A 24298-nucleotide genomic window follows, 5' to 3' on the forward strand; every position below is an offset into this window, starting at 1 on the left:
TGATATCCCCCGCTCCGATTCCCGACGCCCCACCCACCATACGGGGGCGGCGGCAGGAACCGGTTGCGCTGCGAGCGGATGACGACCACCACGATGATGATCGGAACCGCCACGAGGAGCAGCACCATCAAAAGAATGAACAGAAGGATGAGTGCGCTCATGTCAGAACGGTAGCGGCCTATCGACGCGCACGTACAGTGAACTGTGGTGAACTTCAGGTTCCATAGATCTCCTGCGCGCGAGATCGACCTGGCGACCGTGCGCGCCGCCGTCGACGCGCTGGAACTGCCCGAGGCCGTCTACAAGACCTGCCCATGGCAGCCGCGGGAATTGGTGGACAAGGGATTGCGGCAGTGGCTGTTGTGCTGCGGCGCCGCCATGCGTGACGACCAGGTGATCGGCATGCCGTCGCACGCGGTGGACGAGGCATGGCACGGGTTCATCCTGTGCACCAAGCGCTATGCGGAGTTCTGCGCCATCGCCTACGGCCGCTTCCTGCACCACTTCCCGGAAGGCGCCGGGCCCCCGGTCGATTCGCACGGCAGCATGGCGGAGCAGCTCGGCCGCACGGTGGTGGCGTGGTCGCTCGTGGCGGCTCCGGGCGAGGAAAGCGTGCTGTGGGATCTGGACCGCCGGGTCGGCGTCGAGCAGCCGTGGGGCGTCGAGCCCGAGCGAGTGGTGGCCGTGGAGGCCGAACTCGCCCGTGCCCGCGCCTCCTGATCAGGTCAGCTTCACCCGCGCCGCCAGGAATCGGACGACGGCGGGCGCGAGCCGCCCGAAGTGGTACTGCAGGTGGGCCTCCGGCGTCACCGGCACGACGCTGCGATTGCCCTCGATGGCGCGCACGATCCGCTCGGCCACCTTCTCCGGGCCGTAACGCCGCATCCGGTAGAGGTTGTCGTAACGCTCCTGCTTGCGCCGCTGCTCCTCCGCGCTGACACCGGAGAACCGAGTGCGCCGCACGATGTCGGTGTGCACGATGCCGGGGCAGATGGTGTGCACCGCGATCCCGCGCCCGGCCACTTCGGCCCGTAGGCAGTCGGAGAACATGAACACCGCCGACTTGCTGGTGGAATAGGCGCTGAACCCTTGTTGCGGACTGTAGGCCGCCATGCTCGAGAGGTTGACGATATGCCCGCCGAGGCCGCGCTCGGCCATAGCCGGACCGAACGCGCGACAGCCGTTCAGCACGCCGCCGAGGTTGATCCGCATCACCCGGTCGAACTCCGCCGCCGACGTCTCGAAGAATTTCCCGGCCTGGCCGATTCCGGCGTTGTTGATCAGGATGTCCGGCACGCCGTGGGTCTCCAGCACTGTCGCGGCGTGCGCCCGCATCTCGTCTTCGTCGGCGACATCGAGCGGATAGGCATGCGCTACACCGTGTTCGGCGGCGATCAGCTCGGCGGTCTCCTTCGCTGCCGCGAGATCGATGTCGGACACTACGATCTCGGCCCCGCGACGGGCCAAGGCGAGCGCGGTCGCGCGGCCGATACCGCTGCCCGCGCCCGTGATGACCACCAGCTGATCGTCGAACGGCCGCCCGGTGCGACCCACCTCGGCGCGGCGCAGCGTCCGGGGCGCCGCCGAGCCGCCGAGCGTGTCGATCAGTTCGGCGGTGGCGGTGGCCAGCAATTCCGGATGCGAGAACGGCATCCAGTGCCCGGCGGGCACATCCCGCCGCCACAGCCGCCCGGTCCACTTGTGTTCGTCGTCGAATCCCGCGGGACGCACGGCGACGTCGCGTCCGGCGACGATCAGCTGCACCGGCACCTCGGTGCGCCGCTCGCGCGGGGCGAGCATGCGCCGCACGATGTTCGCGCGATAGATCAACAGGCCGTCGACGATGTCGGCGCGGAAGGTGGGGCCGAGCCGCACGTTCGACGGCGCTGTCTCGTTCATGATCGAGACCACCCGCTGCCACACTCGTTCGGTCCCGGCCAGGCCGAAGGCGGCGCGCGGCAGCCCGGGAGTCATGAAGAAGAAGGTGTAGGCCGACGACAGCAGCTGGGTGAACGGCTGCCACACGTTGCGCGGGGTCGGACGGGCCAGCCTGTGGCGGATCCACTTGCCGATGTGGTCCAGATTCGGCCCCGACACCGAGGTGAACGACGCGACCCGGGTGGCGGCGCGCGGCTCGCACACCGCTTCCCACACCTGCACCGAACCCCAGTCGTGGGCCAGCACGTGTACGGGCCGGTCGGGGCTCACCGCGTCGGCGACCGCGTAGAAGTCCGCGGCCAGGCGATCGAGCCGGAAGTCGGCGGTGCGCCGGGTACGGGTGGAACGGCCGTGCCCGCGGGTGTCGTAGGCGACGACGTGGAATCGCCTGGCCAGCCGCGGCACGACCGCGTCCCAGAGGTGATGGGTATCCGGCCAGCCGTGCACGAGCACGACGGTCTCGGCGGCCGGGTCGCCGTATTCGTAGACGGCGAGACCGAATTCGCCGCTGCGCACGGTTCGTTCGATCGCGGGGAGTTCGGCGATTTCGGTGGTGGTCATCATTCTCCTTGGCCGATCGGCAGGCCGGATCACAGATCGAGCACGAGGCGTCCGCCATCGGCGCGCGAGACGCAGACGAGCATCGCGCCCGCCTCGCGTTCGGCGGCGGTGAGCACGCTGTCGCGGTGGTCGGGTTCGCCGGCCAGGACCCGGACTTTGCACGTGCGGCAGAAGCCCTGCCTGCACGAGTACGGACGGTCGGGCCGGGACGCGAGGACGGCGTCGAGCGCGGTGTGCGTCGCATCGACCTCGACGACCTCCCCGGTGGAGGCGAATTGGATTTCGAACGGCTTGCCGTTCACGATCGGCGGTGGCGAGAACCGCTCGGAATGCAGTTCCACGGACGGCATTTCCCGCACGCCGCCGGCGATCACGCCGATCATCGGCGCCGGACCGCAGCTGTAGACCGCGGTATCGGGACCGACGCCTGGCAGCAGGGCGCCCGCGTCGGGAAGCCCGTGCTCGTCGTCGGTGCGCACCACGACCCGGTCGCCGAAGCCCACGATCTCGTCGAGGAACGGCAGCGTGGCGCGGTTGCGCCCGGTGTACACCATCGACCACTCGATGCCGAGCCGGTGCGCCAGCCTGGCCATGGGCAGGATCGGCGTGACGCCGATGCCGCCCGCGACGAAATGCAGTCGCCTCGCCGGAGATCCGTGGCCGGGCACGGCGAAGGGGAACGCGTTACGTGGACCGCGCACCACGATCGGCGAGCCCACCGGGAGGGAGTCGTGCACCTCCACCGAGCCACCGCCGCCTTCCGGGATCCGGCGCACCGCCACCCGGTAGGCGCGGACATCGGCCGGGTCGCCGCACAGCGAGTACTGGCGCAGGCGGCCGGATGGGAGTTCGAGGTCGAGGTGGGCGCCGGGACGCCAAGGCGGCAGGGCGCGTCCGTCGGGGGCGGCCAGCCGCAGGCTTACCACGTCCTGGTCGTGCGCCTCGATCCGGCGTTCGGTGACCACCAGCGCCAGCCGCCGGTCGTCCACCTTCGGACGAGGATCGCGCCGGTTGACCAGCGTGGTCCAGCGCAATCGCGCCGAGGCGACCGCGTCGAACACCCGCACGGTGCGATCGACCTCGCGCCTGCCGAACAGATCCGCGGGCAGGTGGTCGGGGATGGTCACGAGGCAATCGCCCGTGCCGCCGGGGATTTGGCCAGGTAGGCCACCGCCTGCGCGGTGGAGCCGACCGACTCCGGGTTGTAGCCCGGCTCGAAAGTGCTCAGTGCGCTCCACAGCAGCGAGGGGACGCCGGGCAACGCGCCGCGCCACATCGCGCCGAAGACTCTCGCCAGCAACCGGGGATAACCGAGGTCGGGCAGATCCCGGTCCTGGTGGACCAGGAACTTGGTGCCGCGCACCACCAAGGTCAGGAAGATCGGGAACACCAGCAGCATCAACCCGGCGCGCCGCAGGTAGCCGGCGCCGAAGTAGACGGCCACGTCGTGCGCGACGTGCCGGTGCTCGACCTCTTCGGCCCCGTGCCAGCGAAACAGGTCGGCCATGCGCGGGTCGGCGCCGAACCGCTCCAGATCCGCGTTGAGCACCCAATCGCCGAGGTAGGCGAAGAAGTGCTCCAGGCAGGCGATGAAAGCCAGCCGCTCGACCAGGACCTGTCGTTCGGCCACGCCGTCCACATCACGCGGCCCGAGCGTGCGGCGGAACAGGTATTCGGCCTGCCGCAGATAGGGCTCCGGATCGATGCCGTGCGCGGCGAGCACCTCGTGCAGCACCTTGTCATGCGTCTCGGCGTGCATCGATTCCTGACCGATGAACCCGAGCATCGCCTCGCGCAGCTTCTCGTCCCGCACATACGGCAGCGCTTCGGCGTACGCGGCGCAGAACATGCGCTCACCTTCGGGCAGCAACAGATTGAGCGAGTTGATCAGGTGCGAGGCGATGGGCTCGGTCGGCATCCAGCGCAGCGGCGTGTCCGACCAGTCGAAGCGCACGTTGCGGGCGTGCAGCGCCACCGCGCCCGGGTCGGTGTCGGGCCGCCGCCCTGCCCTGCGAAGTAGCTTCATCGATACTCCTCGATCCGCACGCGCCCGTACCCGTCGCGCGTTTCCTACATATCCGTAGCAAGCATCATACACATATATGGAACCTTCGGTAACACACAAAACGGATGCTCGTCGCTGTACGGTGACACCACTTCGCAACAGTCGTCACACCGGCCGCCATCACCCCAAAACTAGAACATGTTCTAGTAGGATTTCGCTATGGAACGATTGACCGGATTGGATGCCAGCTTTCTCTACTTGGAAACCGGAACCCAGCATCTGCACGTCTGCGCACTGCTGATCCTCGACCCGTCGTCGGGTGATTACTCATTCGAGGGCTTCAAAGCCGAACTGGCCCGGCGGATTCCGCTGATTCCGCAGATGCGCCGCCGCGTGTACGAGGTGCCGTTGAATCTCGACCATCCCGTCTGGGTGGAGGACGCGGATTTCGACCTCGACTACCACGTGCGCCGGATCGCGATCGCGCCCCCGGCCGGGCGCCGGGAACTCGCCGAACTCGTCGGGGACATCGCCAGCCGTCCCATGGACCGCGACCGCCCGCTGTGGGAGATGTCGGTGGTGGAAGGTCTCGACGACGGGAAGGTCGCGGTGGTCTGCAAATACCATCACGCCGCCGTGGACGGCATCACCGGCGCCAACCTGATGTTGCACCTGTGCGACCCGGAACCGGGCGCCGCCAAAGAGGTGCCCGACCAGCGGTGGCGCCCGGACCCGAAACCGAACGACTGGCGACTGCTGGCCGAGGCGGTGGTGAAGTTCCCGACCCGGGCGGGCATCGTCGGCATGCTGCCGAAAACCGTCGGTGTCGTCGCCGGCTTCGCGCAGCGCCGCCGCAAGAACAAGGCGGGCATGGCGGTACCGTTCTCCGCTCCCCGCACGCCCTTCAATCTCGCCATCACCCCGCATCGCGCCGTCGCGTTCACCGACGCCGAACTCGACGCCATCAAGGAGATCCGCTCAGCGTTCGGCGTCAAGGTGAACGACGTGGTGCTCACCGTCGTCGCCGGTGCGCTGCGCACCTATCTGGCCGGACGCGACGAATTGCCGGACCGCTCGCTCATCGCCTCCGTGCCGGTGTCCGTGCACGAGTCGACCCGGCACACCGCGGGCGTCAACAAGGTCTCCGCGCTGTTCGCGACGCTCGGCACCGACATCGCCGACCCGGTGGAACGCTTGCGCGAGGTGGCCGAGGCCAATCGCGGGGCCAAGGAAGAGCATGAGGTGATAGGTGCGGACTTCCTGCAGGACTGGTCGAAATATGCTCCGCCGAACACCTTTCGGCTCGCGGCGCGGATGTACTCGTCGCTCAAGCTGGCGGAGGTGCACCCCGTGGTGCACAACCTGGTGGTGTCCAACGTGCCCGGTCCCCCGATGCCGCTGTACTTCCTCGGCTTCCGGGTGGACGGGATGTACCCGTTCGGGCCGGTGTTCCACGGCGCGGGCCTGACGGTGACCGTGCTGTCGAACAACGACAAGCTGAACTTCGGTTTCATCGCCTGCAAGGAACTGGTGCCCGACATCGGGGCGCTCACCGACGCCGTTCCCGGCGTGGTCTCCGAATTGCTCTCCGCGGCACGGACATCGGGCTGAGTGCCGGTCGACTGTCCGCCATCGCCGCCGGACAGGACCGAGCACCGTCAGATCTTCGCCGCGACGGCCTCGCAGGCTTCGAGCAACACCGGCACGAAACGATCGGCCTCGAGCACGCAACACGCGTGCCCCGCCGCGACACGGTGCATGCTCGCCCCCGGGATCATGGTCGCCATCTCGACCTGCCGGTAGAGCGGGACCGCCCGGTCCCGGGTCGTGACGACCACGGCGGTCGGCATCGTCAGACTGCACAGCCACGCGGTCGCGTCGAAGCGCCCGACCGCGGCGAGCACCTGGGTGAGCGCCCAACCACTGGTACTGCGAAACTCGCCCAGTGCCCAGCGATCCAATCGCCCCGGCGTCCAGGTGACCACCGGGAGCTCGGGCAGACGCCCGGCGAGCCTCTCGGCACGGCGGTAGGAGTAGGGCCCCACCGCGGCGGCCAAGGTTGCGAACGTTCGGTGAAAAGCGTGTTCGCGCCATTTCTCGCGGAACCGATAGGGCGTCGCGCAGAGCACCAGCCCGCTCACCCGATCCGGATGGCGATGCGCCGCCAGCAGGCCGACGATCCCGCCCAAGGAGAATCCCGTGCAGATGGCCCGGTCCAGCCGCAGTGCTTCGAGCACGGCCACCACGTCGTCGGCGCAGTCCTCCAGGGTGAACCGCTCGGAGCGGATGCCGCGCCCGTGCCAGCGCTGGTCGAACAGGATCACCCGGTACCGCTGCGCCAGCGCCGCCAGCGACGGGAACCAGGTGAGGTACGCGGTGCAGGCCGTGGCGTGCAGCAGCACAAGTGCGGGCGCGTCTTCCGGGCCCGGGATTTCGACCACGTAGGTCCGGCCCCGGCCCGGCAGTTCGACCAGGCGGCCACCGGGCACCTCGGCGATGTCGGGCACCCGGAAACGTCCACCCAACCGCGTCGCGCTTCGGCCGGGGTTCGTCATGACGCACCTCCCGAGCGGTCACACCGTGGCACGTTTTAGAACGCGTTCTACACGATCATGACACATCTGCGCGCGACTCCCCAGCGATTACCTGGATTACTGTCGCGAGACGCGTCGGCACAAGGCGCATTTCTGTAACGTGTTACAGACAATTCGAGAGACGGAGGTACCCCGATGGGGCGGTTGACCGGCAAAGTGGCGTTGATCAGCGGCGGAGCGCGCGGCATGGGCGCGGCGCACGCCAGGGCACTGGTCGCCGAGGACGCGCGCGTGGTGCTGGGCGACGTGCTCGACAACGAGGGCGCCGCGGTCGCCGCGGAACTCGGCGACAACGCCACCTACGTCCACCTCGACGTGCGCGAGCCGGGCGACTGGCGCAAGTCCGTCGACGAGGCGGTACAGCGGTTCGGGTCGCTGAGTGTCCTGGTGAACAACGCGGGCATCGTGAACGGCAACCTGCTCGTCGCGTTCGAACTGGCCGAATGGCAGCGGATCATCGACATCAACCTCACCGGCACGTTCCTCGGCATGCAGGCCGCCACGCCCGCGATGATCGAGGCGGGCGGCGGCTCGATCATCAACATCTCCTCCGTCGAGGGCATGCGCGGCAGCCCTGGCCTGCACGGCTACACGGCCACCAAGTTCGCCGTGCGGGGGCTCACCAAATCCACCGCGCTCGAGCTGGCGCAGTACAAGATCCGGGTGAATTCCGTGCATCCCGGCATGATCCGCACTCCGATGACGGAGAACATCCCCGAGGACTTCCTGCAGATCCCGCTCGGTCGCGCCGCCGACCCGGCCGAGGTCTCCGCGCTGGTGACCTATCTGGCCAGCGACGAGTCGTCGTACTCCACCGGCGCCGAGTTCGTCATCGACGGCGGTCTCACCGTGGGCGTTCCGCACAAGAGCTTCGGCTGAGTCATCGGCCGGTGGCCAGCAGCACGAGCGGTGGCAGCGACACCAACGCGAGGCCCGTGAGCACGTTGCTCCACTTGTAGGCCACCACCAGCGCGGCGAATTCGCGCAGGAAAGCGCTCGGCAGATAGTAGAAGGCCGTCCTGGCGCCCGTCACCTCGGCATCGAGGCGGAGGCGGCGCGCCAGGATCGCCGTGCGCAGCACGTGGAAATTGCTCGTCACCAGCACCATGCGCGTGGTGGCGCCGCGCTCGCCGAGCAGCCGCTTGGTGAAGAGCAGATTCTCCTCGGTGGTTCCCGAGCGATCCTCCAGCACCACGTGGTCTTCGGGCACTCCATGGCGGATCAGGTAGTCCGCCATCGCCGACGCCTCGGAAACCTCCTCATCGGAACCCCTACCGCCACTGGCGATCAACAGCGGGGCGCGTCCCGCATCGGCTTCGCCGCGGTAGACCTCGATCGCGCGATCCAGGCGCGCGGCCAGCAACGGCGGCACCTCGCCCTCGACCAACCCGGCGCCGTGCACCACGATCGCGTCCATCTCGGGACGGTAGGGCAGCAGGCCGTAGCAGAGCGAATACAACAGGAACGCCGCGAACAGGAACCCGACGTAGCTGATCGCCATCGTCAGCGAGGCCAGCAGCACTACCAACCAGCGATTTTCGGTCACCAAGGCGAGAGCCAGCACCACATAGGGCGCCAGCAGCCCGAAGCCGAGCCCGACCGGCAGCAGATTCGGAAGACGCCACCCCTCTCGACGCACCAGTTGCGCGCCGTTGGCGATCGACAACCCGGCGAGCACCAAGACCAGCAGCGGCGACAGGAGCACCAACAGCGGTGCGAGCACCACCGGAAGATCCCCTTCGGCGATGCGGCCCACCGCCCACGCGCCGACGAACCCCGCCCCGAGGAGCAGCAGCACTCCGTGGCCCAGCCGCCTGCGGTCCCTGCCGAATCGCACTGCGAAGACACCGAGCAGGACCACGCCGACCAGCAGGAGCACCGGGCCACGGTAGCCGACCGGGGGACAGCGCGCCCCTCCATCGACAAGCGGCGCGGCTACCTCGGCCTTTTCCGATCGTCCCCTACAGTGTGCAGGTCCGGGCATCGGTCAAAGCAACCGGCGGCCGGGAGCATTCGACTTCAGCACACCAGCGTTACGGAACAGCACGTCGTGATGAATGGGAGTCGTCGAAAACCATGCTTCGATTGGTCATCGCCACCGCCGCGGCCGCGCTCTGCGTGATCACACCGCAAGCCGCAGCACAGCCGATCTATCCCGCACCCGATCCGGATCCGTTCTACGCCACCCCGGCCGGCCTGGATCGCGCCGCACCCGGCGATGTCCTCGCAGTACGGCAGATGCCCGCACTGCCGGTGTTCCCGGGCTCGACGGTCACGATGATCAAGTTCCGCTCCACCAACTCCGTGGGCGACCCGATCGCGGCCACCACTACGGTGCTGACTCCGCCGAATCCCACCCCAGGCAGGCCGCTGCTGTCCTATCAGCACATCATCAACGCACTCGGCACCCAGTGCTCGGTATCCCGGGTGCTCTACACCAGCGATCCCAACCTGGCGGTGCGCGAAGCACCCGCGCTCAACGCCCTGCTGCTGCGCGGCTGGTCGGTCGCTCTCCCTGATCATCTGGGCCCCACCAGCGCCTACGGTGCCGCGAAACTCGGTGGCATGATCACCCTGGACGGTCTGCGCGCCGCCCGGCGGGTCGCGGAACTGGAACTGGTGGACAGCCCGATCGCCCTGCTCGGCTACTCCGGCGGAGGTATGGCGAGTTCGTGGGCGGCCGCGCTGGCGCCGACCTACGCGCCGGAACTGCCGCTGGCCGGGGTGGCCGCGGGCGGGGTGCCGATGAATCTGGTCAAGATGATCGAGGGCCTCGGTTACGCGCCGCACGCGGCATTCGGCCTCGCCTTCGCGGCGGCCCTCGGACTGGAGCGGGAGTACCCGGCACGGCTACCGGTGAGCGAGCAACTCAATTCGGTCGGATTGGCGGTCCGCAACAGGATCGCCGACAGTTGCACGAACGAAATTCTCCTGGCGGGCGCCGGACGCGGCATCGTGGACGTCGCGGCCTCGAATTCGCTGGCCGACGACCCGCGCGCTCGCGGTGTGCTCGAGGAGAACAGTCTGGAACTCTACGACGGTATTCCGGCCGTGCCGCTCTACCAGTGGCGCGCGGAGAACGACGCGCTCATCCCGGTTGAGTCGATCGATGCCACGCTCGGGCGGTATTGCCGTGCGGGCGTGCGTGTGCAATACGAGAAATTCCTCAGCCCGGACCATTTGTCCGCCGCCGTACTCGGAATCCCGTCCGCACTCGATTGGTTGGACGCGCGCCTGCACGACATGCCCGCACCGAGCAACTGCTGAGGGCGGCCCGGCGGCGGCGATTCACCGCCGGGCCGGGCACGGATCGCTCCGCCACACCGCCACACCGGATCTCGCGGCGGGAGCTAGATGTCCTTGCCGCTCTCGTAGGCGTTCTGCCGCGCCTCATCGAGATCCGCGTTCGCACGGGCCTTTTCGGCCTCGGCTTCCTTCTGCGCCGCGTCCCGTTGGGACTCGGCCTTGTCCTGCTGGGCGCGACCCTCTTTCTTCAGGTTCTCGTCACCGGTGACGACGCCAGCGGCTTCCTTCGCCTTCCCCTTGATGTCCTCGACGACACCCTCGACAGCTTCCCGGGGTCCGCTCTGATGCTCCGGCATCACATACCTCCCATTGATTAGTCGGCTGACATCCGCCGCATACCCGTCCGCGACGCCATCAATCGTCCTGTGACTCCCACCACCTGCCGCGTCCACAACTGCCAGACGCCGTCATCCGACGGAGAGGACTGCGCCGTTTGGCGAATTCCCGGTGGGACGTGACTTGAATGCCACTGGGCGGCAACGGGCCTCGTCGATACATTCGAATCGCCGAAGGCCCTGCTCACAAGGAGTCCGCCGATCATGAGTTATGTCGCGCCGATACTGATCGGCGTCTTATACGCGCTGGCCATGTCGGCGATTCCCGAGCCGCATCGCCGCCGTTTCAACGCCGTCATGGTCGCCGGCGCAGGAGCCGCGTACCTCAGCGGAGGCGGAAACCTGCAACTGTCCCCTTCGAGCCGGGGACGACCGGCTACCACACCCCTTGTTACCGCGAGTCAACCGTCCACCGCTTCTCGCGGTACGCGAATTCGTTGTCGGACAATGCCCGCACAGCCGATGCGTCGATGCCCTGAGTTGTCCGTCGCGGCCGTCCCGCTCCTACTGCCGTACCCTGGCGGCTCCGACCGGAATACTGAATTGCTCTGCGCCGGACAAGAATTGGGGACGGAATGGATACGGATCATCGAGTCAAGCACCTCGAGATGTAGCAATCCATCATCGCACGGTTGAGTCAGCAGTCGTTCACGGTGCGCGGATGGTCGGTGACTCTGGTCTCGGTGTGATCTTCGCGCTGCTCACAGCGCAGGCTCGGCAGGGATCGGGCAATCTCCTTCGAGCCACCGGCCCAGGCCGCATACGGCGAAGCCCTGGCAGTCGATGCTGCCAGGGCTTCGCCGTGCCGTGGATTCGCTCAGTGCTTGGCGAGTTCGGGAGTCGCGGTCTCGAATTCCTCGGCTTCCGCCGGGGCGGCGGCCCGGCCCGGCAACAGCACGGCCATGACGATCACGAGCAACGCCAGAGCCGCCGAGACGAGGAAGGCCAGGCGCATGCCGTCGAGATGGGCGGTGACCAGATCCGCGCCTTCCGCGGCGCGGGTGGTGGCGTGCGCCGACATCACCGTCACCACCAGTGCGGTACCGAATGCCGCGGCGACCTGTTGCAAGGTGCCGAGCATGGAGCTGCCGTGCGAGTACAGATGCTGCGGCAACGCACCGAGGCCGAGCGTGAACACCGGGGTGAACGCCGCCGCGAGCGACACCATAAGCAAAATGTGCAGGGCCAGCAGCTGCCAGTACGGCATCGTCATCGAGATCTGAGTGAACCCGGCCAGCGACGCGGCGATGCCGATCGAGCCCGGAATCACCAGCAGGCGCCCGCCGAACCGGTCGAACAGGCGGCCGACCGTCGGTCCGAGCAGGCCCATCGCCAATCCGCCCGGCATTACCAGCAAGCCGGTGGCCAAGGGGCTCAGACCACGCAGGTTCTGCAGGTACAACGGCAGCAAGATCATCGATCCGAGCATCGCCATGAACGCCACCGACATCAGGATCAGCGCCTTGGCGTAGGTGCCCGACAGCAGGACCCGCAGATCCAGCAGCGGCGTGCCGGTGCGCTGCAGGCGCAGCTGACGCCACACGAACGCAGCGATCAGCGCCGAGCCTGCGGCGACGATCAGCGCCGGGCTGGTGAGGTTGCCGCTCTCGAACCGGCTGAGCCCGTACACCAGCCCACCGAACCCGAGCGCCGCCAGTGCCACACTGGACACGTCGATCTGCCCGGCTTGCGGTTCACCGACGTTCTCCAGCTGACGCAGACCCAGCCAGGCGATGATCCCGGCGATCGGCAGCACCAGCACGAAAAGCCAACGCCACGAACCGATTTGCAGCACCGCTCCGGAGATCACCGGACCCATCGCGGGCGCGACCGAAATAGCCAAGGTGACGTTGCCCATCACCCGGCCCCGGTCCTGTTCGGGCACCACCGTCATCAGCGTGGTCATCAACAGCGGCATCATCACCGCGGTGCCGAACGCCTGAACGACTCGCCCGAGCAGCAGCACCGCGAACGACGGGGCGACCGCCGACAGCGCGGTACCGGCCAGGAAGACGCCCATCGCGGCGGCGTAAGCGTGCCGGGTGGACACACGCTGCAGGAACCAGCCGGTGGTCGGGATGACCGCCGCCATCGTCAGCATGAACGCCGTCGACACCCACTGCGCCGCCCGGTCGGTGATCGCGAGGTCTTCCATCAACCGCGGAATCGCGTTGATCATGATGGTCTCGTTCAGGATCACGACGAATGTCGCGAGTACCAGCACCCGGATGACGGTCGGTGTCCGTCCTCCCGAGGCGGGAGCGGATAATTCGGCGGACATCGGATACCTCCGGGGCAATGGGTCGTTGACAAGAACATGTGGCCCTGCGCCGAGTCACCGGATCGGCTCCCGGCGCCACAGCAGTAGAGACGGTGTCGATTGCTCGAACTCATCGGGCGCGGGTCAGTATTCCGGTCGGCACCGACAGAAATCACCCGATTTTCCGGCCCACCCACCTCACACGCCTACCAGAAACCGCTGTTCAGCAGCCACTCCCACCAGGCGCCGAGATCGAATCGTGAGCCTGGTCACTGCCCGCGAACCATCGATTTCGAGATCGCAGCCCGCTCCTAGGCCGACGTACGGGCGAAGACCGCGATGTCGTCCAGAGCATCCTCGACTCACCCAGCGATCTCGGGCTCGTTCGACAATCGGCGCGATGCCGGAACGACACGTTCCTCATCGATTGCCCGATGGATTCGGGCGAGATGCCCATCCGATCCAGCCTCCGGTAGATGGCCAACTCATTCCCCTCCGCGTTGTCTTCAACGGGCCGGGCTGTTGGAGACTCCTTCCGCACGGCCGGTTTCCTCGTCCGCCACCCGATCTCATTCCCAGGGAGCCGGACCGGTCCCGGAGTTCCATGCGGCCAGCGCACGGTTGTCCACTAGCCGGATGCCGCTTCGGGCGGCGGTCGCGCGAGCGGGCGCGGTGAACGACGCTGTCGCGACCAGGGCGGCGATGTCGAATCGGTGCCAGGTCAGCAATCCACCGACCAGCTGCTGCATCTCCTTGTCGCCGACCCGGCGTGTGATGTTGTATCGCTTGGCCTGCAGGATCAACCTGCGCCCGTCCAGAGTCAACGCGACCACATCCGCGCCGTGGTCACCCGAGCCACCCGAGACCTCCACCTGACGGCAACCACTGTCGCGACACAGCGAAGCCAGCGCGTGCTCGAACTGCTTGTCATTCATCTCGTGAAACGGCAAGACGGCGCGTAGCCGCTTGTCCTCGAGCTCCCGACGCCGCCGGATACACGACTTCCACAACACCGCCGCGGCTACAGCCACGACGACAACCCCTACGACCGCAGCGATAACGGCCACCACGTTGTCCCTGGCGAATCGCACCACCGGGGCCAGAACCACGACCCCGGCAATCCCGAACATCATCAGCAGAGCCACGTTGTCGGAATGACGACGCCGTCTTGCCATGTCTCCCCCTCGGCGGTGCCGGTCGATTGTCGGCGAACAGAACCGTAGCCCAACCGACCGACAACTTCGCCCGAGTAAAGCTGCCTCACCCCTCGGACAGCAGCGTGCGCTCAGGGCAAAGACTCGGCTTGTTCACGTTCGTCGAGCGCCGCACGGCCCGCAGCGCGCCGGCCGAAACCTGCCGTTCCCCCGAAACGAAAAACCAGGGTCGAACTGATACGTTCGCCCTGGTCACAGCTCCCCCATCTGGACTCGAACCAGAAACCTGCCGATTAACAGTCGGCTGCTCTGCCAATTGAGCTATAGGGGATTGCCCTTGGCTCGCCCGGTTGGTATCGGGCGGGCCGAGGAGAAACTCTAGCGTATCGCTGGGCGGGAGCCCAAATCGTGTCGCTACCTGCGACTTGTCCGGGTGGGCGGAGTGCGGGGCTATCGGGTGTCCGGATCGACAGGCGCGTGGGGCGTCGGGCAGGATGGGGGCGGCGAACTGGCAACTGGGAGGAGCACATCGAGATGCTGCGGTTGATCATCGGCGTGGCGGCCGGGTACGTACTCGGCAGCAAGGCCGGGCGGGCTCGCTACGAACAGATCAGCGCCGCGACCCGCGCGTTGACCGAGAGCCCGGTGACTCGCAAGCTCGTGCTCGTCGGCAGGCAGAAATTGTCGGACAAGCTCAGCACCCGTCCCCGCCTCGAGCCGATGGAGCCACTCGACGAGCGGACCACCGTGCTGGTGCCGCACGACCAGCTCCGCCGCTGACCTGCCGCGTATTGGGTCATTCCTCGCGCATGTCGAACACTGTGCGAGGAGTTCCGCGCTCTGCACCGACGCAGCCGGACGCTAGGCCCCGGTGGCGAAGTCCCCGTGGCTGCCCATCGCCTGGGTGAGCAGGCTTTTGCGGTACTGCTCCAGGGCGACGAGATCGCCGAAGAGGGCGAAGTAGGCGTCCGGCTGTTCGGTCGAGGAGACTCGCTGGAGCTTGGACTTCAGCTCGGCGATCTGCCGGCCCACCCATGCCTCCTGGGTGCGCGCCAGGACACCGGCGACGAAGCGCGGGATGTCGGCTTCCGTTTTCACCGGTAGCGGCTCGTTGGCCAGCTCCGAGAGCAGGGCGCGCACGGTGAGGTCGTCGGTGCGGTCGGCGACGGCGTTGACCCACTCGGCGCCGCCCAGCCCGATCGCCGTACCGCCGGCCTCGGCGATCAGGGCGCGAAGGACGGCATAGGCGGGATGGGTGAAGGCTTCGGCCTCGAGCGCGTCGAAACCGGCTCCGGCCATCGCCGGGTACTGCAGCGCGGCGGCCAGCACCTGGCGTTGCGGCAAGAGCGTGGGATCGTTCGGATTCGGCCGTGCGGCAGGATGTTCGGCGACCACTTCGCGCGGCGCGGGCGCCCGCCCGACACCGGCGGGGCCGCCGCCGTTGCGGTGCCGCTTGGCTTCTTCGCCCACGCGGCGCACCACGGTCTGGATGTCGTCCCAGCCGACCCAGCCCGCGAGTTTGGTGGCGTAGGCCTTGCGCAGGGCGTTGTCCTTGATCTGCGCGACTACCGGCACCGCGCGGCGCAGCGCCTCCACCTGTCCCTCGGCGGTATCCAGGTTGTGGTCGGCGAGCAGGCCGCGAATCACGAACTCGTACAGCGGGGTTCGGCGAGCGACCAGATCGCGCACGGCGGCGTCGCCGGAGTGCTGCCGCAGTTCACACGGGTCCTGTCCGTCCGGAGCGATCGCGATGTAGGTCTGACCGGCCAGCTTCTGATCGCCTCCGAAGGCTTTCAGTGCCGCCGCTTGTCCCGCGGCGTCGCCGTCGAAGGTGTAGATGATCTCGCCGCGCCAGAAATTGTCGTCCATCATCAGGCGGCGCAGCAGGGCGAGATGCTCGTCGCCGAAGGCCGTGCCACACGAGGCGACAGCGGTCTTGACCCCGGCCAGGTGCATCGCCATGACGTCGGTGTAGCCCTCGACCACGACCGCCTGGTGTCCCTTGGCGATCTCGCGCTTGGCCAGGTCCAGGCCGAACAGCACCTGAGATTTCTTGTACAGCACCGTTTCCGGCGTGTTGATGTATTTGCCGGGCATGGTGTCGTCGTCGAAGAGCTTGCGGGCGCCGAATCCGATGACGTCGCCGGACAGGTTCCGGATCGGCCACAGCAGCCGCCGGTGGAAGCGGTCGATCGGGCCGCGCTGACCCTGGCGGGACAGTCCGGCCGCCTCCAGCTCCTTGAAGTCGAAACCCTTGCGGAGCAGGTGCTTGGTGAGCGTGTCCCATCCGGCGGGGGCGTAGCCGCAGCCGAAAGTGTGCGCGGCCGCGGCGTCGAAATTGCGCTCGGTGAGATAGTTGCGCGCGGCTTCGGCTCCAGGCTCGCGCAGCTGGGCGACGTAGAACTCGTGCGCGGCCGCGTTCGCCGCGACCAGCCGGGACCGGGTGCCTCGGTCGCGTTGCACCGAGGTGCCGCCGCCCTCGTAGTTGATCTGGTAGCCGATCCGGTCGGCCAGCTGCTCGACCGACTCGACGAACCCGACATGCTCGATCTTCTGCAGGAAGGCGAACACGTCGCCGCCTTCGCCGCAGCCGAAGCAGTGGAACAGTCCGTGATTGGGCCGCACATGGAACGACGGCGACTTCTCGTCGTGGAACGGGCACAGGCCCTTCATGGAGTCCGCGCCGGCGCGCTTGAGCGCGACGTACTCCCCCACCACGTCTTCGATCCGGACGCGTTCGCGTATCGCCGCGATATCGCGATCTGGAAGTCGTCCGGCCACGGCAGAGAGTCTAGGCGAACGCGAGGCCGACGCGCCCGGGCGGCTCCGCACAGCGAGTTCCGGTCGGACCTGCCGACGAGCGGGTGGCCGGGCAGGCCACGGCTGCTCGGGCCGAGCGGTGCCCGGCCTTCGATGGGGTCATCGCGTGATCGAACCGGAATCGCTCGCGCGGGGTTCAGCAGCGGTCGAGCTCCGCGCGGATCGCCGCGACTATCTCGGCCAGTCGGGCCTGGTGAGAGCCCTGCCAGTAAACCCGGCCGCAGTCGCGGCACTGCTGAAAGGTGTCGTAGTGACGACGGGTGAGCGGTTCCAGCCGATCCTCGACCGCGGCTTTGGCGACCTCCTCGACGACGCCGCCGCAGCGCAAGCAGCGGGTGAACGGATCCAGGCGCGCGACGAGATCCAGGCGCCGGATCACCTCGACGACCTGGTCAGCCGGCCGATCCGACCGGATGTAGACGCCGTGTGCGACGTTGCGGCGCATCAACAGGCCGCGGTCACGGGTGAGCAGGATCCGATGCTCGGCCGCCGACAGATCCGCGAGTTCCGCGTCCCCGGCCTCCCACCGGCAGTGCACGTCGAGGCCCATCAGCCGCATCAGCTTGGCGAGGCCGCCGAGATTCACGTCCGCGAGGAACCGGGGTGCGCGCAACGGGTGCGGGCGAACCCTGGTCACGCCGCCGATATCGAGTGTCTCGAAGACGGGATACGCGGTGATCCGCCCACCGGGACGGGGGTGATGGTCGAAGCGCACCGGTCGTCCGTCCACCAGGACCAGGTCGACCTCGGTGTGCGGGACGCCCGCGGCCTCGATGACGTCCTTGACGGTCTGGTGCGGGCGATAGGGCCGCCGCAGCACGGTGTATCGCTCGCCGGGCCGCAGGAAGTCGTTCAGCTCGGCGTAGACCCGCAGGTCGACGCTCATTCGACGAACAGCGCCATCGACGCCGTGAATCCGTGCAGCGCGTTGCGGCCCGCGATCGGCCCGATCTCGCCGGCGGCGAAGAACCCCGCGAGCGGGATGCCGTCGAGCAAGTCCTCGATCGTCGTGGCGTCGTGATCCGCGACCCCGAACATCCGCCTGCCGCGTCCGTTGCAGGTGAACAGCAGCGCACCGGCCGGACGCCCGGCAAGATCGGTGCGCGCCCGCGCCAGGGCCGCACGCAGGTCCTGGTCCGCGCCGATCGCGTCGCGGACCTGGAATTGGACGGTCGTACCGACCTCGACGACGTCGCCCACCTCGATCGCCCCGCTGGAAGGATCGGCGCCCAGCAGGCCGCGGATCAGGAAGTCACCCTGCCCGGGCTCGGCGAGATGTTCGTCGACGACGAATCCGATCTGCAGGCCGCGCGCGAGCTGTTCCTGCTGGGCGGGCGGCAGCACGGCGACGATCTCGCGCAACCGCTCGATCGGGGGCAGGCCGCCGAGCCCGGTGATCACCGTGCCGTCCGCGCCGGTGACGGTGTAGGGATAGCCGATCGGCCTGCAGCCCTGGGAGACGATCGGCACGCTGTGCAGGCCGGGAAATCGCACGCCGACCGCGCCCGAGGTCATCACGGTGTGGTCGCGGAACAGACGACTGCCTTCAGGGCCCCGTCCGCCGCTGACCAACCCGCCCATCACGACGGTGCCCGGCAGATCCGTGTTCACGTACTCCAGCAGGAGATCGGCCGGGAAGGAGTAGGGGTCGGGCAGCAGCAAGTGGAAGTCGCGTGCGGCCTTGTCGAAGCGGTAGCCGGCGAGCAGCCCGCCGCTGGCCGTGCGGAGGAAGTCCAGCTGGAAAGTCTCGGCGTCGGGCAGTCCGGAGGCCAGCCACACCACCACCGCGGGCTCGTCCTCGATCTCGCGGCGACCCGCCACGATGGCCTGGGCCACGCATCCGACCAGCGCGGGCACCCGGACCGTCCGGTGGACGCCGTACAGCACCTCCACGGCGTCGTCGGTGTGGGCGCGGGAGGCGAGCAACACAGCGAGCGACGGCGCTTCGCCCGCTAGCTGGTCGCGGGCGCGCGCTGCGGCTTCCCGGCCCGCTCGCCGCGCTTCGGACGCGGTGGAGAGCCCTACTCCGATCCGCACCCCTCCATGGTAGCCAATTGGAAGCTGCAACGAATACCATTGCCGCACAAGGCAGTTCATCGGGAAGGATGGACAGCGCGGTCCGGCGGGGCGGTGAGCGGAAGTCGACCGCTCGGCTCCTCGGCATCGAGACCAGCGCGGTAAGGATGCGGGCAGGTTGCGATTCGATAGCTGTTCGGCGGCTCGCGACCCATCACCCATCTTCCCAGCCCCGAGAGGTCCGGCCGGTCTGAGCGACAATGACGCGATCACAGTTTGCTTTACGGTCACGCGAGATCAGCATGTCGGCGCACCGCGGCACGACCTGATGAGGACAAGCGGGAGACATCGTGAGTCAGCCGTCGCGGATCGACACGGGCGAACTGCGGGCGATGGTATCGACACTGGAGCGGCTCATCGCCGACGCCTCCCGGACGGTCGGCGCGTTGAAGGCAGCCATCGCGTCCGCCGAGGCGCAGCTCAGCGACCGACTCGACCATGCGAGCGCACTGTCTGTTCCGGTAGCGGAGTCCCGGGCTCCGGAGTCCACGCCCGAAGCATCGGCCGTGCCCGAGCGGCAGGCGATGCCCACCCCGTGGGCCCGAAGAGCCTCGGCGTCGACGCCGTGGTCGAGGCGGGTCGTCCGACCGTGCCCGACGGCGCCGAGCGCGCCGGTTCGGGTACCCGCGCCCGGCGATGCGGCGGCAGAAGTGCCCGCGCCTGCACGGCCACCGGCCGCCGCGCGCTACTCGGAATTCGACCCGGCAGCTCGTCGGACGGATGCCGTTGACGACCCGATATCCGTCCGGAGCACGGATGTCGCGCACAGCCCTCCCTCTGCCGCGCAGGCCATCACCGTCGATTCGGCGCTGATCCAGAGGCCGGGCCGCGCAGAGCACTCCGCCCCCGTCGCACGAACCGACGCCGCGTCCTTCCGCCGGACGAATGCCGTTGACGACTCCACAGCGACCGGGCCGACCGGAGCCGCATCCGCCCCGCCGGTCGAGAATCGCACTCCAAGCTTCCGTCAGGCGAACAGGACCGACGACCCGGCCGGGCGCCCTCAGATCGATGTGGGCGTGCAGAAGCCGCCATCGGTCCCGAAGATAGATATCTCGCAGCGCCCCGAGCGCCTTCCCCAGCCCGCGACTACGCACCATCGCGAATCAGCTTCGCGAGCAGACAGCGCGGACGGTTTCACGCCGCGCCGACACGTCGACATCGCAGACGACTCGACACCGCTACCGACCCTGGCAGACCCCGCGTCAAGCCCGCCGAGCGACTACGCACCGATTCGACAGACCGATCTCGCCGGCGCCTCCGCCTCGGCCCATACCGACTCCCCGGACATCCCCGAGCTCGACAGCGCACCCCAGCCCGAGACGGCGCCGCCCCTCGAGGTCGCCCAGGACGAACCCATACGGCAGACCAGCGACGCGCACCCGACCCCTCCTACGGATTCAGCTGGGACGTCCGCACCGCAGCGAGATATCGCCTCTGCCCGTGACTCCGCATCCACACCAGACAACGCACCCACCCCCGAGCCCGCATCGACATCCGCAGCCGCGCTGGCACCACCCGCACCCGCAGCACAGACGACAGACGCGGACCTTCTCCGCCGGATCGACATGCCCGAGGACCTCGGACCCGTCCCGGCGGACGGCGGGCAGCGTTCCCCCATCGACGCCGGAGACGTAGGGGGCACCGAGACGAGCGGAACTCCGCACCCTCCGTCGACCGCCCAGCAGAGCGACACCACTATCGACTCCCCCGACGCCCCAATCTCCGAGATGGCAGGCGAGTCCACCCATTTGCGAAGAAACGACACCCCCGCCCGGTCGACCGACGCCGCGCCCCGAAGCGATCTGCCGAATGGGTCACCAGCCACTGCCGCACCCAGGCCGCCGATCGAGACCGCGGAGTCGCTCGCCCGCAGACAGCCGACGACCAGCGCACACGACGCGGTAGGGACGGTCGCTGCCGAGGATTCGACCTCCGCACCGGAGACCGATGCAGCGCGCCACTCCGCTCATATCCACCCGACCGGCGTGGCGGATCCCAGGGCGGCCGATCCGCGAACAGCCTCCGCGCCCATCCAGCCGACGGACCCCGGTGACGAACCCCTATCACGCCGACGAACCGAGACCACTCCCGCCGCTCTCCCATGGCTCGACACACTGCGCTTTTCCTGGATCGACGCCGCGCGCAGCGCACAGGTCACCCCGCCGAGTGCTGAATCGGCGGACGACCCGTCGGTTCACCGCAGGGACCCCGGACCGCATCCGCCGACCGACGATGCGAGCAACCGCACCCCGGCCCAGCGAACCGACAGTGCATCAATGGAACGAATCGGCCCCCGATCTTCTCCGGAACCCATCGTGCGGGCCGACATCACACCTGGGCAGTCCGGCAACACAGACGAGATCGAAGCCAACCGGAAGACCGGCCGCACGACTCATCAGGCAACCGGCCGTCGGAATGATTCGCCCGACCGCACCGACGCGGCCGACGGCTCCGCCGCTGCCGCCGCGGCTCCGGAAGGAACACGGCCGCCACAGGCGCGCAAGGCCGTCCCGCCGATCGCAGGCACCGGCGCTCCTGCCCAATGGACCGACGACGCCGCGGCCGCTCGGAGAAAAAAGCCCGCACACGTCGAGCGGAGCAGCACCACACCACGCCCCGCCGTAGCGGAGCGGACCGAGACCGCTGACGGGCCTGAGGCGCTTCGGATCGTCCGGGAGATGTCGGCGCGGCATGGGGTGGAAGTCGTCGGGTTCGACGCGGCGGACATGGACGTTCAGGTGGTCCGCGAGATCGCGTCCGCCATTGATGAGCTGCTCGCGAAATACCCGCTGCCGCTGCAGGGCGTCGAGTTGGCCGACGGCGCGGAATCTCGCCCGAGGCCGGATCGCACGCCGACGGCGAAGCAGTCAGCGGAGACCGCGATCTGGATCGTCCTGGACCGGGCTGCCCTGAATCCGCCGCGGGCGGCGCCGGTCGAGACGCGAAGAGTATTTCGTAGACGTGGGCCCGCCGAGCGGCCGGTGTACAAGGCGGTCGTCCGCGAATTCGCGGGGGCATTGGACCTGGCGGGTGGTTTCCGGGCTCGGCAAGAAGCGTTGCGGACGTTGATCAACGAGTCCCTGCGTGGCGGCGGGGGTGGTCTCGGGCTGCTGGATCCCGGCCGGGCCTTGGTCGACGGCTTCACCGAGGTGGTCCTGCGGGGAGAGCGAGCGGGGGCGTCGGCCAAGGAATTGCATGCGGCGCTGGTCAAGATGGCCCGAGCGGAGTCCACCGACGGCCTGTCGGCATGACGCCGCCCTGCCTAGACGTTCAGTTCGACCGCGACCCGCTCCAGGCGGCTTTCGGTGTAGGAGGCGATCTGGTCCACGACGACGCGCACGCGAGCGGTGTCGTCGGTCGCCGCGTTCCAGAACGGCAGCAGCAGCGGATCGAGGCTGTGCGGGGCGGTGGCCAGCAAACGATCGGCCACGGCGAGGATGCGTTCGCGCTGCGCGGCCTGCCGTAACCGGTGCGCCGGATCGGACATGACGTAGCGCAACGCGACGGTCTTCAGCAATGCCACCTCGGCGGCGACAATCCGTGGTACTTGCAGGTCCGCCGCGTATCGGGACACCGGTTCCGGCCCGGCCACCTCCCTCGTCGCCATGATCGCCGCGGTGGCGAAACGGCCGACGAGCTCGCTGGTCAGGCGCTTCAGCGCCACCGAGGCGGTGAACGTGCCGTCGTATCCCGTCACCGCCGCGACCACCGGGAGTTCCGACAGTCGTTGCGCGGCGGCGATCAACTCGTCGGCGGCCAGCGAGTGCTGGAACTGGCCGAGCGCCGCCAGCGCGTCCTGTTCGGTCGGGTCGGCCAGCGCGCGCAGGTCGATGCGGCCCGCGATCACGCCGTCCTCGACGTCGTGCACCGAGTAGGCGACGTCGTCGGACCAGTCCATGATCTGGCATTCGAGGCTGCGACGCCGGTCCGGCGCTCCCTTGCGGATCCACTCCAGACGCTCGGTGTCGACCTCGTAGGCGCCGAACTTGGTGCCGGGACCCGTTCGGCCCCAGGGGTATTTGATCGCCGCGTCGAGGGCGGCACGGGTGAGGTTGAGGCCCGCGCTGGCGCCGTCGAGTTCGAGCACCTTCGGTTCGAGGCGGGTGAGGATGCGCAGGTTCTGCGCGTTGCCTTCGAACCCGCCGAACGCGTCGGCGAAGGTGTCGAGGGCTTTCTCGCCGTTGTGGCCGTAGGGCGGATGGCCGATGTCGTGGGCCAGACCGGCCAGGTCCACCAGGTCCGGATCGCAGCCGAGTCCGTCGGCGATGCTGCGGCCGATCTGGGCGACTTCCAGCGAGTGGGTGAGCCGGGTGCGCGGAGTGTCCGCCTCACGCGGACCCATGACCTGCGTTTTGTCGGCCAGCCTGCGCAGCGCCGCGGAGTGCAGCACGCGGGCCCGGTCGCGCGCGAATTCGGTGCGGTGGCCGATCTCGAACTCATCGCGCGGCGGGCCGAGCCCCGCGGTCTTGGCGCGCTCGACGACGAGGCGTTCGGTGTCGTGGTCGGTGTATCGGGCGCTCAAGGTCTCACTGCCCTGCCGTGTAGGGGAAGTCCGCTGCGAAATGGGTGAGCTGATACCACAGCAAGGCGCCGGTCTCCCGGGCGATGCCGTGCGCCTGGGATTCGCGGGTGTAGACGGCGGGACCGGTTCTGGTCGGCGCGGTCCACGCCGACAGACCTTCGTCGCGGGCCATGGTGCGGGTGCGCAGCGAGTGCCAGGGATCGCTGACCAGCACCGCCGACGACATCTCCCGCGCCCGCATCGCCGTCGCCACCGCTTCGACGCTGCGCAGGGTGTCGGACCCGGTCTCGACGGCGAGGATCTTGTCGCCTGGCACCCCGCGCGCCTGCAAATAGTTCTTGCCCGAGGCGGCCTCGGTGAACAGATCGCCCTCCTGCTTGCCGCCCACGGTGATGACGCGCGGCGCGACACCGGCGCGGAACAGCTTGTACGCCTGATCCAGTCGCGCTTCGAACACCGAGGACGGGGTACCGGAGTACTGTGCCGCGCCGAGCACGACAATCGCGTCGGCCTTGGTGTAGTCATCGACGCGCGCGACCTGCCACACGCGGAAAGCGGTCCCGCCGACCAGCACCGCGCCCATCACCACCGACCCGATGACCAGCCGCCGCGTCCAGCGCAGCAACCCGGCGCCGAAGCCGTGCGGCCGGGCACGGTCGTGAGCCGGGAGAGCCCGGGTGCGCATCGTTGGCAAATCCACTCCCCAAGTCTGCCAGCAGCGGCG

20 protein-coding genes and 1 tRNA gene are annotated in these 24298 nt (G+C 68.5%); 7 read left to right on the forward strand and 14 right to left on the reverse strand.

The genetic code is table 11. The annotated features are described in order from the left end of the window. Positions 1–207 precede the first annotated feature (207 nt). On the forward strand, positions 208–720 hold the full coding sequence (locus NA8_RS05015) for a UCP032817 domain-containing protein (protein ID WP_439957362.1): 513 nt from the start codon (positions 208–210) through the stop codon (positions 718–720). Here the strand turns inward: NA8_RS05015 and NA8_RS05020 are convergent, their stop codons facing one another. Genes NA8_RS05020 through NA8_RS05030 form a run of 3 tightly spaced genes read right to left on the reverse strand, consistent with a single transcriptional unit; the run spans position 721 to position 4525 of the window. Then, positions 721–2502, reverse strand: coding sequence for an SDR family oxidoreductase (locus NA8_RS05020; RefSeq protein WP_063049166.1), 1782 nt, complete (start codon positions 2500–2502; stop codon positions 721–723). Between the two features lie 26 nt (positions 2503–2528). After that, positions 2529–3626, reverse strand: a complete 1098-nt coding sequence (locus NA8_RS05025; RefSeq protein ID WP_084466529.1) for a PDR/VanB family oxidoreductase — start codon at positions 3624–3626, stop codon at positions 2529–2531. Beyond that, entirely contained in the window at positions 3623–4525 is a 903-nt protein-coding gene (locus NA8_RS05030; protein ID WP_063049167.1) for a metal-dependent hydrolase, read from the reverse strand. Before NA8_RS05030 ends, NA8_RS05025 begins: the two co-directional genes overlap by 4 nt. A gap of 198 nt (positions 4526–4723) precedes the next feature. On the opposite strand from NA8_RS05030, the gene NA8_RS05035 reads away from it, so the two are divergent. Continuing rightward, positions 4724–6115 (forward strand): WS/DGAT/MGAT family O-acyltransferase, encoded by a 1392-nt coding sequence (locus NA8_RS05035; protein ID WP_063049168.1) that lies wholly within the window; start codon positions 4724–4726, stop codon positions 6113–6115. Between the two features lie 47 nt (positions 6116–6162). On the opposite strand, the gene NA8_RS05040 is transcribed toward NA8_RS05035, so the two are convergent. After that, positions 6163–7059 carry an alpha/beta fold hydrolase gene (locus NA8_RS05040; RefSeq protein WP_063049169.1) on the reverse strand — a complete coding sequence of 299 codons (897 nt, stop codon included), beginning with the start codon at positions 7057–7059 and terminating at the stop codon, positions 6163–6165. 174 nt (positions 7060–7233) lie between these two features. Here NA8_RS05040 and NA8_RS05045 point away from each other — a divergent pair, with 174 nt between their 5' ends. Continuing rightward, positions 7234–7977 carry a glucose 1-dehydrogenase gene (locus NA8_RS05045; protein WP_063049170.1) on the forward strand — a complete coding sequence of 248 codons (744 nt, stop codon included), beginning with the start codon at positions 7234–7236 and terminating at the stop codon, positions 7975–7977. A gap of 1 nt (position 7978) precedes the next feature. On the opposite strand, the gene NA8_RS05050 is transcribed toward NA8_RS05045, so the two are convergent. Then, positions 7979–8977 (reverse strand): YdcF family protein, encoded by a 999-nt coding sequence (locus NA8_RS05050; protein ID WP_063049171.1) that lies wholly within the window; start codon positions 8975–8977, stop codon positions 7979–7981. A 197-nt stretch (positions 8978–9174) separates the two neighbouring features. Between NA8_RS05050 and NA8_RS05055 the strand changes: the two genes are divergently transcribed. Continuing rightward, positions 9175–10365 (forward strand): lipase family protein, encoded by a 1191-nt coding sequence (locus NA8_RS05055; RefSeq protein WP_063049172.1) that lies wholly within the window; start codon positions 9175–9177, stop codon positions 10363–10365. A gap of 83 nt (positions 10366–10448) precedes the next feature. Here the strand turns inward: NA8_RS05055 and mbp1 are convergent, their stop codons facing one another. Continuing rightward, positions 10449–10700: a microaggregate-binding protein 1 gene (gene mbp1, locus NA8_RS05060; RefSeq protein ID WP_063049173.1), complete on the reverse strand. Its 252-nt coding sequence runs from the start codon at positions 10698–10700 to the stop codon at positions 10449–10451. A 243-nt stretch (positions 10701–10943) separates the two neighbouring features. Here mbp1 and NA8_RS34885 point away from each other — a divergent pair, with 243 nt between their 5' ends. After that, entirely contained in the window at positions 10944–11375 is a 432-nt protein-coding gene (locus NA8_RS34885; protein ID WP_084466531.1) for a DUF6010 family protein, read from the forward strand. A gap of 181 nt (positions 11376–11556) precedes the next feature. On the opposite strand, the gene NA8_RS05065 is transcribed toward NA8_RS34885, so the two are convergent. The 3 genes from NA8_RS05065 to NA8_RS05075 form a co-directional block, all read right to left on the reverse strand. Further along, positions 11557–13020, reverse strand: a complete 1464-nt coding sequence (locus NA8_RS05065; RefSeq protein WP_063049174.1) for an MDR family MFS transporter — start codon at positions 13018–13020, stop codon at positions 11557–11559. A 548-nt stretch (positions 13021–13568) separates the two neighbouring features. Continuing rightward, positions 13569–14174 carry a restriction endonuclease gene (locus tag NA8_RS05070; protein WP_084466532.1) on the reverse strand — a complete coding sequence of 202 codons (606 nt, stop codon included), beginning with the start codon at positions 14172–14174 and terminating at the stop codon, positions 13569–13571. Positions 14175–14411: 237 nt separating this feature from the next. Continuing rightward, positions 14412–14484 (reverse strand) — tRNA-Asn (locus tag NA8_RS05075). A gap of 203 nt (positions 14485–14687) precedes the next feature. Between NA8_RS05075 and NA8_RS05080 the strand changes: the two genes are divergently transcribed. Next, entirely contained in the window at positions 14688–14933 is a 246-nt protein-coding gene (locus tag NA8_RS05080) for a hypothetical protein (protein ID WP_040865658.1), read from the forward strand. Positions 14934–15014: 81 nt separating this feature from the next. Here NA8_RS05080 and dnaG read toward each other — a convergent pair whose 3' ends face one another. From dnaG to NA8_RS05095, 3 genes are all read right to left on the reverse strand, one after another. Continuing rightward, entirely contained in the window at positions 15015–16934 is a 1920-nt protein-coding gene (dnaG, locus tag NA8_RS05085) for a DNA primase (protein WP_063049176.1), read from the reverse strand. A gap of 175 nt (positions 16935–17109) precedes the next feature. Continuing rightward, positions 17110–17859: a Mut7-C RNAse domain-containing protein gene (locus tag NA8_RS05090; RefSeq protein WP_063049177.1), complete on the reverse strand. Its 750-nt coding sequence runs from the start codon at positions 17857–17859 to the stop codon at positions 17110–17112. Then, positions 17856–19010, reverse strand: coding sequence for an FIST signal transduction protein (locus NA8_RS05095; RefSeq protein WP_063049178.1), 1155 nt, complete (start codon positions 19008–19010; stop codon positions 17856–17858). The genes NA8_RS05090 and NA8_RS05095 overlap by 4 nt, the downstream gene beginning before the upstream one ends. A gap of 2720 nt (positions 19011–21730) precedes the next feature. Between NA8_RS05095 and NA8_RS33485 the strand changes: the two genes are divergently transcribed. Beyond that, on the forward strand, positions 21731–22303 hold the full coding sequence (locus NA8_RS33485; protein ID WP_157106538.1) for a hypothetical protein: 573 nt from the start codon (positions 21731–21733) through the stop codon (positions 22301–22303). Between the two features lie 11 nt (positions 22304–22314). Here the strand turns inward: NA8_RS33485 and NA8_RS05110 are convergent, their stop codons facing one another. Both NA8_RS05110 and NA8_RS05115 read right to left on the reverse strand, forming a co-directional pair. Further along, positions 22315–23574 carry a deoxyguanosinetriphosphate triphosphohydrolase gene (locus NA8_RS05110; RefSeq protein ID WP_063049181.1) on the reverse strand — a complete coding sequence of 420 codons (1260 nt, stop codon included), beginning with the start codon at positions 23572–23574 and terminating at the stop codon, positions 22315–22317. 4 nt (positions 23575–23578) lie between these two features. After that, positions 23579–24259 (reverse strand): YdcF family protein, encoded by a 681-nt coding sequence (locus tag NA8_RS05115; protein ID WP_063049182.1) that lies wholly within the window; start codon positions 24257–24259, stop codon positions 23579–23581. Between the last annotated feature and the right edge of the window lie 39 nt (positions 24260–24298).

This window comes from Nocardia arthritidis NBRC 100137 (assembly GCF_001612765.1).
GTDB classification, from domain to species: domain Bacteria; phylum Actinomycetota; class Actinomycetes; order Mycobacteriales; family Mycobacteriaceae; genus Nocardia; species Nocardia arthritidis.